At 68.8% G+C, this 13,101-nt stretch carries 12 protein-coding genes; 1 reads left to right on the top strand and 11 read right to left on the bottom strand.

The features are described 5' to 3' along the window. Nucleotides 1–41 precede the first annotated feature (41 nt). A complete protein-coding gene (locus tag AC5Y31_RS02425; RefSeq protein WP_499977736.1) occupies nt 42–713 on the top strand; it encodes a hypothetical protein in 672 nt (223 codons plus the stop codon). 4 nt (nt 714–717) lie between these two features. Here the strand turns inward: AC5Y31_RS02425 and AC5Y31_RS02420 are convergent, their stop codons facing one another. The 11 genes from AC5Y31_RS02420 to ispG form a co-directional block, all read right to left on the bottom strand. Beyond that, the gene (locus tag AC5Y31_RS02420; RefSeq protein WP_499977734.1) at nt 718–1,494 is read right to left on the bottom strand and encodes a 3-oxoacyl-ACP reductase; all 777 of its coding nucleotides are present in this window, start codon (nt 1,492–1,494) and stop codon (nt 718–720) included. Further along, on the bottom strand, nt 1,495–2,856 hold the full coding sequence (locus AC5Y31_RS02415) for an aldehyde dehydrogenase family protein (protein WP_499977732.1): 1,362 nt from the start codon (nt 2,854–2,856) through the stop codon (nt 1,495–1,497). It lies immediately after the preceding gene. Continuing rightward, entirely contained in the window at nt 2,853–3,554 is a 702-nt protein-coding gene (locus AC5Y31_RS02410; protein ID WP_065026480.1) for a gamma-glutamyl-gamma-aminobutyrate hydrolase family protein, read from the bottom strand. The genes AC5Y31_RS02415 and AC5Y31_RS02410 overlap by 4 nt, the downstream gene beginning before the upstream one ends. Before the next feature lie 13 nt (nt 3,555–3,567). After that, on the bottom strand, nt 3,568–4,932 hold the full coding sequence (locus AC5Y31_RS02405; protein ID WP_499977731.1) for a glutamine synthetase family protein: 1,365 nt from the start codon (nt 4,930–4,932) through the stop codon (nt 3,568–3,570). Between the two features lie 63 nt (nt 4,933–4,995). Then, the gene (locus tag AC5Y31_RS02400; RefSeq protein ID WP_499977729.1) at nt 4,996–6,735 is read right to left on the bottom strand and encodes an AMP-binding protein; all 1,740 of its coding nucleotides are present in this window, start codon (nt 6,733–6,735) and stop codon (nt 4,996–4,998) included. Nucleotides 6,736–6,824: 89 nt separating this feature from the next. After that, nucleotides 6,825–7,388 (bottom strand): alpha/beta fold hydrolase, encoded by a 564-nt coding sequence (locus AC5Y31_RS02395; RefSeq protein WP_065026477.1) that lies wholly within the window; start codon nt 7,386–7,388, stop codon nt 6,825–6,827. Nucleotides 7,389–7,460: 72 nt separating this feature from the next. Beyond that, a complete protein-coding gene (gene map / locus AC5Y31_RS02390; RefSeq protein ID WP_499977728.1) occupies nt 7,461–8,318 on the bottom strand; it encodes a type I methionyl aminopeptidase in 858 nt (285 codons plus the stop codon). 102 nt (nt 8,319–8,420) lie between these two features. Further along, nucleotides 8,421–9,014: a DUF1707 SHOCT-like domain-containing protein gene (locus AC5Y31_RS02385; protein WP_065026475.1), complete on the bottom strand. Its 594-nt coding sequence runs from the start codon at nt 9,012–9,014 to the stop codon at nt 8,421–8,423. A 34-nt stretch (nt 9,015–9,048) separates the two neighbouring features. Next, nucleotides 9,049–10,851, bottom strand: a complete 1,803-nt coding sequence (locus AC5Y31_RS02380) for a penicillin-binding transpeptidase domain-containing protein (RefSeq protein ID WP_499977727.1) — start codon at nt 10,849–10,851, stop codon at nt 9,049–9,051. 166 nt (nt 10,852–11,017) lie between these two features. Next, nucleotides 11,018–11,869 carry a GNAT family N-acetyltransferase gene (locus AC5Y31_RS02375; RefSeq protein WP_065026473.1) on the bottom strand — a complete coding sequence of 284 codons (852 nt, stop codon included), beginning with the start codon at nt 11,867–11,869 and terminating at the stop codon, nt 11,018–11,020. A gap of 55 nt (nt 11,870–11,924) precedes the next feature. Beyond that, nucleotides 11,925–13,088, bottom strand: a complete 1,164-nt coding sequence (gene ispG, locus AC5Y31_RS02370) for a flavodoxin-dependent (E)-4-hydroxy-3-methylbut-2-enyl-diphosphate synthase (RefSeq protein WP_065026472.1) — start codon at nt 13,086–13,088, stop codon at nt 11,925–11,927. Nucleotides 13,089–13,101 lie beyond the last annotated feature (13 nt).

Genomic DNA, 13,101 nt, shown 5'->3' with positions numbered 1-13,101 from the left:
CAGAAATTTCCTGTCGGTAGCCTGCCGTAGCGTCCAGCGGCATGAATACTGATGTGTTGACCGCCGATTTCGTCGCAGAAGAATTCCGGTATGTCACCGCGGCCGGCGAGAAACGCCGGGCCGCGTTTCCGGCAAAGGACTTCGTTCCTGGCCTCAAGGACATCACGGTTCCCGGCCTCAATGACCTGGCAAGCCTTCTCGCATCGGCTCGCGGTTGGGCAGACGTCGGAGGCCAGGACGAATGGTGGCGCATCAGCTTCGATGAACACATGATCGAGACGGATTCAGCGGACATCCCGAACACCATCACCTTCCAGCTGACACGTCATAACCCCCGCACCGATTTCGACGCGTACCTGGCGCTCCGGGGTGAGGACCCGGCCCTGTGGGTCTACGGCCGCACCGGAAATAGCCATGGCGAAGAGAAGCTTTCACACGTCAGCAATCCGATGGTGGGATTACGGATGATGTGGGAGTCAATCACATTGTGCATCAGCGAAAGTGAAAGCAAGGGGTTCGTGGCGGACACAGGCTCCTGGCTGATGCGCGTGATCTACCGAAGAAACGGCGAGAACGAGTTTGATTTCCGTACCCCGTGCCGGTTTGAGAAACCCGCAGAGTGGGCGCCGAGTTGGGAAGCCGTGGATCGCCCCGTCCGGAGATGCGTCGCCAGGGTTGGTCGCCGCCAGCACGGGCACGCCGACGGGCCTTAACCGCTTACAGCGGTGTCACATACGCCGAGCTGATCCCGCCGTCCACCAGGAAGGTCGAGCCGGTGATGAACGATGCGTCGTCGCTGGCCAAAAACGCCACCGCGGCCGCGATCTCCTCCGGCTCGGCGAACCGGCCCACCGGTACGTGCACCAGCCGGCGCGCGGCGCGCTCCGGGTCGGCGGCGAACAGCTCCTGCAGCAGCGGGGTGTTCACCGGCCCGGGGCACAGCGCGTTGACCCGGATACCCTGCCGGGCGTACTGCACCCCGAGCTCCCGCGACATCGCCAGCACGCCGCCCTTTGAGGCGGTATAGGAGATCTGCGACGTCGCCGAACCCATCACCGCCACGAAAGACGCGGTGTTGATGATCGAGCCGCGCCCGGCCGGCGTCATGTGCCGCAGCGCCGCCCGGCAGCACAGGTACACCGATTTCAGGTTGACGTCTTGAACACGTTGCCAGGCCGGCAATTCGGTGTTTTCGATCAGGTCGTCATCCGGCGGGGAGATCCCGGCGTTGTTGAAGGCGATGTCGACCGCGCCGAACGTCGCCGCCGCGGTGTCGAACAGCGCGTCGACCTGCTGCTGATCCGAGACGTCGACCGGCACGAACAGACCGTCCAACTCGTCGGCGACCGCGGCGCCCGTCGACGGATCGAGGTCTCCGACCACGATGCGCGCACCCTCCGAACGCATGCGCCGGGCGGCCGCCAGGCCGATTCCCCCGCCCGCACCGGTCACCACGGCAACCCGCCCGGCCAGACGTTGGGTCAGATCGGTCACTCACATCTCCTTTACTGCGATGAATACGTTCTTGGTGTCGGTGAAGGCCAGCGGGGCATCCGGCCCCAGCTCCCGGCCCAGCCCGGATTGTTTGAAACCCCCGAACGGGGTGTTGAAGCGCACCGAGGAATGCGAATTCACCGACAGGTTCCCGGCTTCCACCGCCCGCGACACCCGAAGCGCCCTCGACAGGTCATCGGTCCAGATCGAGCCCGACAGCCCGTAGAGGGTGTCGTTGGCCAGCGCCACCGCATCGGCTTCTTCCTCGAACGGCAACACCGTCACCACCGGGCCGAAAATCTCCTCGGTGACGGACCGGTCGGTGGCCGCCGGGGTCAGCACCGTCGGCGGGAACCAGAACCCGGGGCCGGCCGGCGCCTGACCGCGGAACGCGACCGGTGCGTCGTCGGGCACATAGGAGGCCACCTTGTCCCAGTGCGGCTGCGACACCAGCGGACCCATCTCGGTGTCGCGGGAGGCCGGGTCGCCGACCACAACACCGGACACCGCGGGCTCGAGCAGCTCCATGAACCGGTCATACACGCTGCGCTGCACCAGAATCCGGCTGCGGGCGCAGCAGTCCTGCCCGGCGTTGTCGAACACGCCGTAGGGCGCGGTCGCCGCCGCACGCTCCAGATCACAGTCGGCGAACACGATGTTGGCGCTCTTGCCCCCGAGCTCCAACGTGACCCGCTTGATTCCAGCCGCCGCGGCGGTCAGCACCCGGGTGCCGGTGACGGTGGAACCGGTGAACACGACCTTGGCCACATCCGGATGGGTGACCAGTCGCTCGCCCACCACCGCACCCGGGCCGGGCAGCACCTGCAGAAGGTCCGGCTCCAAACCCGATTCGACGGCCAACTCGCCCAGCCGGATGGTGGTCAGCGGAGTCCACTCAGCGGGCTTGATCAACACCGCGTTGCCGGCGGCCAGCGCCGGGGCGAAGCCCCATGCGGCGATCGGCATCGGGAAGTTCCACGGGGTGATGATCCCGACGACGCCGAGCGGCTCGTGGAAGGTCACGTCCAGCCCGCCGGCCACCGGTATCTGCTGACCCGACAGTCGTTCCGGGCTGGCCGCGTAGAACTGCAGCACGTCGCGGACATGCCCGGCTTCCCATTCGGCGGCCGACACCGGGTGTCCGGCGTTGGTCACCTCCAGTGCGGCCAGCTCTCCGATGTGGGCGTCGACGGTCGCGGCGAAGGCGCGCAGCGCTGCCGCGCGGTCGGCCGGCGCCAGTCGCGCCCACCGCTTCTGCGCTGCCTGCGCCCGGCGCACCGCGTCGTCGACGGCCGCGACGTCGACATGCTCGACGGAAGTGAACACCGCCCCGGTAGCCGGGTTGATGAGATCAGTACTCATGCATACCTTTCCGCCGCGCCCACGATCGCGGTGAACAGCCGCAGATCATCCAGCGACGCCTCGGGATGCCACTGCACCGCGACCACGAAATTCTCCCCGGGAAGCTCGATCGCCTCGATGCAACCGTCGTCATCACGCGCGCTGACGACCAGCTTGTCACCCAGCTCGGCGATCGCCTGATGGTGGTAGCACTGCACCTGGCAGGTCTCACCGACCAGCTCGGCCAGTCGGGTACCGGCCACGGTGCGCACCGGCATCGGGGTGAACACGCCGTTGCCGGCCCGGTGCCCGTTGTTGCCGAGCACGTCGGGCAGATGCTGGTGCAACGTGCCGCCGAGCGCGACATTGAGCACCTGGGCGCCGCGGCAGATACCCAGCACCGGCAGCCCGCGCCGCAGCGCCTCGGCCAGCAGCGCAAACTCCCAGGCATCCCGCGTGGTGTCGGGCCGATCGGTTTCGACGTGCGGCGCCTGGCCGTAACCGGCGGGGTCGAGATCCCTGCCGCCGGTGATCACCAGGCCGGAAACACCGTCGAGCACCCGTGCGGCGATCTCGGGCGTCACCGGCTGCGGCGGCAGCAGCACCGCAATACCGCCGGCGGCGGTGATGCCCTCGAGGTAGTCGGCGGGCAGCAGGCCCGCGCGCACATCCCAGACGCCGGTCTGCGCCCGGTCGAGGTAGGTGGTCAGGCCGACCACCGGACGGTCGGGTTCAGAACCGTTCAAATCCGCGAACCCTCTCCCAGTCGGTCACCGCGGTGTTGAACGCGTCCAACTCAACTCGCGCACCGTGCAGGTAATGAGCGACGACGTCGTCGCCGAAAGCCTTGCGCGCCATCGCCGATTCGGCGAACGCGTCGGCGGCCCCGGCCAGCGTCGACGGCAGATGCGGTAACCCGGCATGGTAGGCGTCACCTTCGACCGGGTCGGGCAATTCCAGCTCGTTGTCGATTCCGTGCAGGCCGGCCGCGATCAGGGCCGCCACCGCCAGGTAGGGGTTCACGTCGCCGCCGGGGACCCGGCACTCCATCCGCAGCGAGTCGCCGCGGCCGATCACCCGCAAGGCGCAGGTGCGATTGTCCAGACCCCAGCCGATCACTGTGGGAGCGAAACTGCCGCCGACGAATCGTTTGTAGGAGTTGATGTTCGGCGCGTAGCACAGCGTCAGCTCGGACAAGGTGGCCAGCACGCCGGCCAGGAAACTGCGGAACATCGCCGACATGCCGTGCGGCGCAGCCGGGTCGGCGAACACCGCGGATCCGTCCGTGCTGCGCAAGGAGAGGTGTACATGGCAGCTGTTGCCCTCGCGTTCGTCGAACTTCGCCATGAACGTCAGGCTCTTGCCGTGCTGGTCGGCGATCTCCTTGGCGCCGCTCTTGTAGACGCTGTGGTTGTCGCAGGCCACCAGCGCCTCGTCGTAGCGGAAGGTGATCTCCTGCTGGCCGGTGTGGCACTCCCCCTTGACGCCCTCACAGCGCATGCCCGCGCCGGTCATCCCCAGGCGGATGTCACGCAGCAGCGGCTCCAGCCGGGTGCCGGCGACCAGGCCGTAGTCGGCGTTGTAGTCCGTGCCCGGTGTCAGGCCGCGATAACCGCCGGCCCATGCCTGCCGGTAGCTGTCGTCGAAGACCAGAAACTCCAGTTCCGTTGCGGCGTAAGCGACCAGCTCGCGCTCGGCCAGCCGCGCGAGCTGCGCGGCCAGGATCTGGCGAGGCGACACCGCCACCGGGTTGCCGTCGGGCCAGTAGGCGTCGGCGAGCACGTGGGCGGTGCCGGGCAGCCACGGGATGCGCCGCAGCGTCGCGAAGTCCGGTCGCAGCACCAGATCGCCGTAGCCGGTGCCCCAGTCGGCGATCGGGTAGCCGGGAACGGTGTTCATCTCGACGTCGACCGCCAGCAGATAGCTGCAGCACTCCACGCCGTGCCCGGCGACCTCGTCGAGGAAGTGCTGCGCCGTGACCCGCTTACCGACCAGCCGGCCCTGCATGTCGGTGAGCGCCACCACGACAGTGTCGATCTCGCCGCACCCGACCAGCTGCTGCAGTTCGACCTGGGACAGCATCGCGGGCCGGGTCATTGCGCTCCTTCACCGACGACAGCCCCCCTGACGTTTGAGTGCTGTCAGGTTACCTGCCCGTGCTCAGCCGATCGGCTCCAGCCGACTGAACTGCTGCGACTGGTAGCGCTCAGCGCACGTCGACCGGCGGATCTTGCCGCTGGTGGTGATCGGCAAGGAGCCGGGAGCGACCAGCACGAGGTCGGCCACTCGCACCCCGTGTGACCGCGAAACCGCCGCTGCCACGTCGCGTTTCAGATCCGCCAGCCGCTGCGTTTCCTCCTCTGGAGTGCCGCGGCTCTTGAGCTCGGCGATGACGGCCAGCTGCTCACGACCCTCCCCGCTGACCGGGATGGCAGCGACGCGGCCCCCGGTGAGCTCCTGCACCGTCGCCTCGATGTCATCGGGGTAGTGGTTTCGGCCGTCGACGATCAACATGTCCTTGATGCGGCCGACAACCAGCAGCTCACCCTCGTGAATGACGCCCAGATCGCCGGTGCGCAACCAGGGTTGGGCGGGTGTGCCGGGGGACGGATCCTCGATCCGCCCGCCGAAGGTGCGTTCGGTCGCCTCCGGGTTGTGCCAGTAGCCGCTGGAGACATTGCCGCCGTGCAGCCAGATCTCCCCGACCTGGCCGGGCAGGTTCTCGGTGCGCGTCTCGGGGTCGACGATGCGCGTCGTGCAGGCGCGCGGCGGGCCGATGCTGACCAGCTCGGCGCCGGCCGGGCCGGCCTCTGCGACACCGGCTACCAGCTTCTCGTAGTCGAGCCGGAAGGTCACCGGCCGCTTGGCGCGAGGCGCCGACCCGGCGTAGACCATCGCTTCGGCCAACCCGTACGACGGCGCGAGCGCGTTGGAAGGCAGATTGGAGCGGGCGAACCGCTCGTTGAAGCGGCGGATCGTCGCGGCATGGATGCGTTCGCTGCCGCTGAGGATGGTGTGCACGCCGCTCAGATCGAGCCCGGCCATGTCCTCGTCGGTGGTCCGACGCGCGGCGAGTTCGAACGCAAAGTTCGGCCCGGCGGTGAACGAGCAGGAGTTGATGGCCAGCTGCTGAATCCAGCGCGCCGGCTTCTGCAGGAATGCGATCGGGCTCATGATCACGGTGCGGCGGCCCATCAAGACCGCACCCATGATGCCGAGCAGCAGGCCCATGTCATGGTAGAACGGCAGCCAGGACACCAGGGTGGTGTCGGGCGGGGGCGCTCCCCCGTCGTCGACGAAATAGTCCGCCATCACCTGCTCAATGTTGGCGAAGATGTTCCGGTGCGAGACCACGACGCCCCGCGGCGAGCCGGTGGAGCCGGAGGTGTACTGCAGCAGCGCGGTCTTGGTGGTCAGCGCCCCGGTGCCGCTCCATCCGGTGGGCGAGTCGAGGTCGAGCAGGTCCATCTCGATGACCGCCGGCGGACGGCCCCCGATCGCGCCGACACAGTTCTGGATATCGCCGACCACCGCTGACGTGGTGAGCACCGCGGCCGGTGCGCAATCCTTGAGCGCCCCGGTGACCCGCTCGTCGTGGCTGCCGAACGCCGGCACCGGCAACGGCACCGCGATGCAGCCGGCTTCCATCACCCCGAAGAATCCGACGACGTACTCCAGGCCCTGCGGCGCCAGCAGCGCGACCCGGTCCCCCGGTGAGGCGACCGCGGCCACCTCGACGGCGATAGCCTCGGTGCGCTGCAGCAGCTGCGACCAGGTCAGGGTCTCGGAGTACCCGGCCTGGTCGACCTCGTAGTCGATGAAGGTGAAAGCCAGCTGGTCCGGCCACTGCTCAGCGCGTTGACGCAGCAGTGCCGGTATCGATTGTGCCGACGACAACACTTGAACCCCCCACGTGATCAATCGGTTCTTTTCAGCCGAAGGTCCCCCGACGACGCTCGGCCCTCTGAAAATACTCTTCTTGTCAACCGTTACCAGGTACTGGCCCGCAAAACGATCTCCATCGCGAGTTGCGCGGTGAACTCTTGGGCGCTGCGGCGCCCCGGCAGCATCACCAGACGGTGTTCGCCGTAGACGAACCGCTGGCTGGCGTCGGCCACCGAGGCCGACGCCCGGGAACTGACCAGAACGGTGGTGTTGATCTCCACCGGTGGGCAGCGTTCGTCGCGGATCGCCCCGCCCAGATCCGGTGCCCGCGGATGCCCCCGATCGAGTACCACCAGGCCGGTGAAGCGGTCCGGGCGCGTCGCCGCCAGCTCCCAGGCATTGTCACCGCCGGTCCGGTCCCCCACGAGTACGCCGCACTGGACTCCCAGGGAATCCAGGATCCCGACCACCGACTTGGGCGTCAGCCGCGGGTCGGCGCCGATCACGATGGTGCGCAACGAGGCGGTGTGCAGCCGCTGACACACCGCGTCGTAGGCGGTGAGCGGGTGCTGGGCGGCTGCGAGCACGACGACGACGGGCCCGTTGTGCGGGCCGGCGATATCGACCGGGATCGGAAACCCGTCGATCGTCATCATCGTGCCAGGCATCTCCGCCACGCTACAGCCAGCGGGCCCGCACCGGGCGGTTTTCGCAGGTCCTCAGCAGCTCACCAGCCACGATCACGTAAGGGTGAGGATCTCGGCGCCGTCGTCGGTGACCAGCAGGGTGTGCTCGAACTGGGCGGTCCACTGGCCGTCGCTGGTGACCACCGTCCAGTCGTCATCCCAGATCTCGTAATCCAGGCCCCCGAGGTTGATCATCGGCTCGATGGTGAAGGTCATCCCCGGCTCGATGACGGTGTCGACCTCGGGTTGGTCGTAGTGCAGGACCACCAGCCCGTTGTGGAAGGTCGTCCCGATCCCGTGTCCGGTGAAGTCGCGGACCACGGTGTAGCCGAATCGGTTCGCGTACGCCTCGATCACCCGGCCGATCACCGAGAGCGCACGGCCCGGCTTGACCGCCTTGATGGCCCGCATCGTCGCTTCCCGGGTGCGCTCGACGAGCAGGCGGTGCTCTTGCGAGACGGCTCCGGCCAGAAAGGTGGCGTTGGTGTCGCCGTGGACGCCGTCGATGTAGGCGGTGACGTCGATGTTGACGATGTCACCGTCGGCGATCACCGTCGAGTCGGGGATGCCGTGGCAGATGACCTCGTTGAGCGAGGTGCAGCACGACTTGGGAAAGCCCTTGTAGCCCAACGTCGACGGGTAGGCGCCGTGGTCGACCATGTAGTCGTGGGCGATGCGATCGAGTGCGTCGGTGGTCACCCCCGGCTCGACGGCCTTACCCGCCTCGGCGAGCGCGCCCGCCGCGATCCGGCCCGCCACCCGCATTTTCTCGATCACCTCGGGGGTCTGCACCCACGGCTCGCTACCCTCCGCGGCGGTGGCTCGGCCGACGTATTCCGGACGCGGGATCGACTTGGGGACCGGCAGCGTCGGGGACAGCACGCCGGGGGAAAGCGGGGCACGAACGGGCATCACGCCAGCTTAACGGCCCCGGAGAAAGCGGCGGCTCGGAGTAGATTCGCGCCCCGCGGCTGGGACCGGCTGCTGCGGGCTCAGAACGGCGTTGTTCGGGCGCTAGCGGCGCAGCCGGTGCCGGTTGAGCCAGGGCCGCCGGGGGCCCTTGATGTCCACCGAGCCGCACACCACCCGCCCGGTCAGCACCAGGTGCGGGGTGCCTTCGGCGGGTGGGTCGCTACGGCGATCCCGGGCGCTTCCGCCATAGATCTCGACGTCGTCGATCGAGGCGCTCGCGCCGTCGGGCAACCGGATGTCCACGGAGCCGAACCGCATGTCGAGGTCGATGACGACCACCGGCCCGGCGAAGCGCGCCTTGGTGAGGTCGAGGTCGACCGAGCCCAGGCGGCGCACCAACGCCAACCGGGTGGGCACGATCCATTCGCCGTGCCGCTTGAGCGAGCCGGCCCAGCCGCGCAATTCGACCCGGTCGGCCGCCGAGGTGACGATGGCACGCGGCCCGGGGAGGTCCCCGATCAGCGTGTCCAGATCCGAGCGCATCCGGGCCTGCGAGACCTGGGCGGCCCGCTCCTCGAATTCGCCGATGTCGATCAGCCCGAGGGAGACGGCGTTGTGCAGGCGGCGCAGCGTCCCGTTGCGGTCGGCATCCGAGATGCGCAGCACCGCCGCCACGTCGTCATCAGTGCCCGTCATGGCTTCTCAACTTACCGCCGTGCGCAGCGTCGCGTCAGAGTAGGAAGTTGTCCGGCAGCGAGTCGAACATCACCTTGGTCATCCGCACCGCGTACTGCGAGCTGCCGCCGCCCACGATCAGCGCGGCGAAGGCCAGGTCGCCCCGGAAGCCGGCGAACCAGGAATGCGATCCGCCGGCGAACTCGGCCTCCCCGGTCTTGCCGAACACCGGCCCGCAGCCGGCGATGTCGCGCGCGGTGCCGTCGGTGACCACCAGCCGCATCATCTGGCGCAGACCGTCGAGCATCGCGGTGCTCACCGGCGGAACCGCCGGGCTGTTGACCGCGGTGGGCCGTCCTTGGATCAATCGGGGCACCGGGGTCTTGCCGGCGGCGACCGTCGCCGCGGCCAGGGCGACACCGAACGGGCTGGCCAGCACCTTGCCCTGGCCGAACCCGTCCTCGGTGCGTTCGGCCAGATCCACCGTCGGCGGCACCGAACCGGTGACGGTGGTGATGCCGTCCACCAGGTAGTCCACCCCGATCCCGTAGCGGCTGGCCGCCTGCGACAGCGCCCTCGGCGGCATCCGGCTGGCCAGCTCGGCGAACGTGGTGTTGCAGGAGTTGGCGAACGCCCGCGACATGGACACCAGGCCGAGGTCGAACCCGCCGTAGTTGGGGATGGTGCGCTGGCCGATGTCGAGCTCGCCGGGACAGCCCACCATCGAGTTCGGTGAGGCCATGTCGCGTTCGATGGCCGCACCGGCGGTGACCATCTTGAACGTCGACCCGGGCGGGTACAAGCCGGTGGTCGCGACCAAGCCGTCGGCGTCGGCAGCGGTGTTCTGCGCGACCGCGAGCAGCTCGCCGGTCGACGGTTTGATCACCACCATCATCGCCTTGTCGCCGCGGGTGTTGACCGCGTTCTGGGCGGCGCGCTGCACCGATCGGTCCAGGCTGATCGTCAGCGACGGCGCCGGGGACGGATCCACCTCGTTCAGCACCGCGACGTCGACACCGTTCTGGTTGACGCTGACCACGCGCCAGCCCGCCTCGCCCTCGAGTTGAGCCGAGACGGTTTTCTTGACCTCGCCGATGAGCACCGGCGCGAAGCGGTCGTCGGTGGGCAGCAGGTCGGCATGCGGGGTGATCACCACCCCGGGCAGCTTGCCAATGGCGGTTTCGACGCGATCGTGGTCGTTCTTGCGCAGCGTGATCAGATCCAGCGGGGTGACCGAGGAGCTGGCCTGCTCGGCGAGCCACTGCGGATCGCCCAGGGTGTCGTCGAACGGTCGCAGCGCGTCGATCACCGCCTGCGCGGTGTGCATCAGGTTCTTCCCGGCCCGCCCGGCGTCCAGTTCGTAGTGGTAGACGTAGCCGGGCACCAGCACGTCGGTGCCGCCGGCCTCGTTGACCGAGGCCCGCCGCGGCGGGTCGGCCCGCAGCGCGAAGGTCTGGTGTTCCCCCAGCCGGGGGTGCAGGCCGGTGGCCGTCCAGCGGACCGCCCAGTGGCCTTCGTTGCGCACCATCTTGAGCTGACCGTCATATGACCAGGTCCGGTTCTTCGGCAGCTGCCAGGTGTAGCGGTAGGACACCGTGCCGGTGTCGTCGTTGTAGCGCGCGCCCAGCACCTGCGCGTCGAGGTGCTCGGCCTGCAATCCGGCCCAGGCGGCGTTGAGGGCGCTGCGGGCGGTCGAGGGGTCATCACTGAGCTCGGCGGCGGTCGCGGTGTCACCGGTGGCCAACGCGGCGAAGAACCGCTCGGCGGTGGGCGCCGGCCCGTCCGGGCGGGGGGTGCACCCGGCCAGGGCGAGCACGATCAGCAGGACAGCTGATACTGATGTTGTTTTTGTTGCCATTGGTGCCGATGTTACGAAACGGACACGGGCTAGGCCCGGAGGCGCACCGTGACCGAATGTGATCACGCCGATCTCGCGCCGAGCGTGCATCCATTGCGAAGACCACGCTGATTTTTCGCAGAGATTGCACGTTCGGCGCGCCGGGCGCCCGTCGCACGCGCCGCGCTCAGTCCAGCAGCACGGTGGCAAAGGTGCCGGCCCGGGTGAACCCGACCCGCTCGTAGGCGGCGCGGGCCACCGCGTTGAAATCGTTGACATACAGGCTGGCGATGCGCCCGGTGCCGACGATCACCCCGGCCAGCATGGCGGTGCCGCTGGAGCCCAGGCCCTGCCCCCGTCGATCCGGATGCACCCAGACGCCCTGGATCTGGCCCACTGTCGGCGACTGCGAACCCACTTCGGCCTTGAACACCACCTCGCCGCGCTCGAAGCGCGCCCAGGCCCGACCCGCTGCGATCAGGTTGGCCACCCGCCGGCGGTAGGCCCGGCCGCCGTCACCGAGCCGCGGATCCACCCCGACCTCGCCGATGAACATGTCGACGGCGGCCACCAGGTACGCGTCGAGCTCGTCCGGGCGTACCTGACGCACCTCCGGATCCATCGGGCAGCCGGGCATAGTGTGCAGCGCCATCAGCGGCTGGCTCTCGCGCACGTCGCGGGCCGGGCCCCAGACGTCGGCGAGGCGCTGCCACATCGGCAATACGAGTTCGGCGCGGCCGACCAGCGACGAACAGCGGCGGATGGCGCTGACCGCCTTGTCGGCGAACGCGGTCAGGTCAGCCGCCGCCCCGCGCAGCGGAATCAGGTTCGGCCCGGCGTAGCACAGTGATTCCTCGACACCGCCGCGCGTCCACAGCTCCCCGCCGATCGCGCGGGGATCGACGCCGTGGTCGGCGACCCGGGCGGCCACCATGCAGGAGCCGACCGGATCCGCATCGAGCACTCGCCAGACCGCCGCGGCGTCACGCACGACGGACACCCGTCGCTGTTCGAGACGAGAATCCGGCGGAGCCGACATGGTGACTCTTTCTTGCGAACTCAACCGCCGCACGCCGTCGGCGGATCGGCTGCGTTCAGCTTACGGCGACGGTGGGCGGGCCGCCGGGAGATGCGCCGTCGCCCATCGCTCCCATTTCTGAGGCCAAGCGCAGCGCCTCCTCGATCAGGGTCTCGACGATCTGCGCCTCGGGAACGGTCTTGATCACCTCGCCCTTGACGAAGATCTGGCCCTTGCCGTTGCCGGAGGCCACCCCCAGATCCGCCTCGCGTGCCTCACCGGGCCCGTTAACCACACAGCCCATCACCGCGACCCGCAACGGGACGTCAAGCCCCTCCAGCCCCGCGGTGACCTCGTTGGCCAGCTTGTAGACGTCGACCTGCGCCCGCCCGCACGACGGACACGACACGATCTCCAGGCCCCGCGGATGCAGGTTGAGCGACTCCAGAATCTGGGTGCCGACCTTGACCTCTTCCACCGGCGGCGCCGACAGGGACACCCGGATGGTGTCGCCGATGCCGCGGGACAGCAGCGCACCGAAGGCCACGGCGGACTTGATGGTGCCCTGAAACGCCGGGCCGGCTTCGGTGACGCCCAGGTGCAGCGGGTAATCGCACTGCTCGGCCAATTGCTCGTAGGCGGCCACCATCACGACCGGGTCGTTGTGCTTGACGCTGATCTTGATGTCGCCGAAGCCGTGTTCCTCGAACAGCGACGCCTCCCACAGCGCCGACTCCACCAGAGCCTCCGGGGTGGCCTTGCCGTACTTGGCCAGAAACCTCCGGTCCAGCGAACCGGCGTTGACGCCGATCCGGATCGGCACCCCGGCGGCGCCGGCCGCCTTGGCGACATCGGCGACCCGGCCGTCGAACTCCTTGATGTTGCCCGGGTTCACCCGCACCGCAGCGCAACCCGCATCGATCGCGGCGAAGATGTACTTCGGCTGGAAGTGGATGTCGGCGATCACCGGCAGCTTGCTCTTTTTGGCGATGATGGCCAGCGCGTCGGCGTCTTCCTGCCGCGGGCAGGCCACCCGCACGATGTCGCAGCCGGCGGTGGTCAGCGCGGCGATCTGCTGCAGCGTCGCGTCGACGTCGTGGGTTTTGGTCGTGCACATCGACTGCACCGAGATCGGGTGGTCGCTGCCCACCCCGACACCGCCAACCATCAGCTGGCGGGTCTTGCGGCGCGGCGCCAAGGTCGGGGCCGGCACCGCCGGCATACCGAGGCCGACGCTCATGAGGGCTCTCCTG

It is taken from the genome of Mycobacterium sp. NGS18 (genome assembly GCF_059813185.1).
Note: the sequence above shows the minus strand (reverse complement) of the source record. Positions and strands in the feature narration are given on the sequence as shown.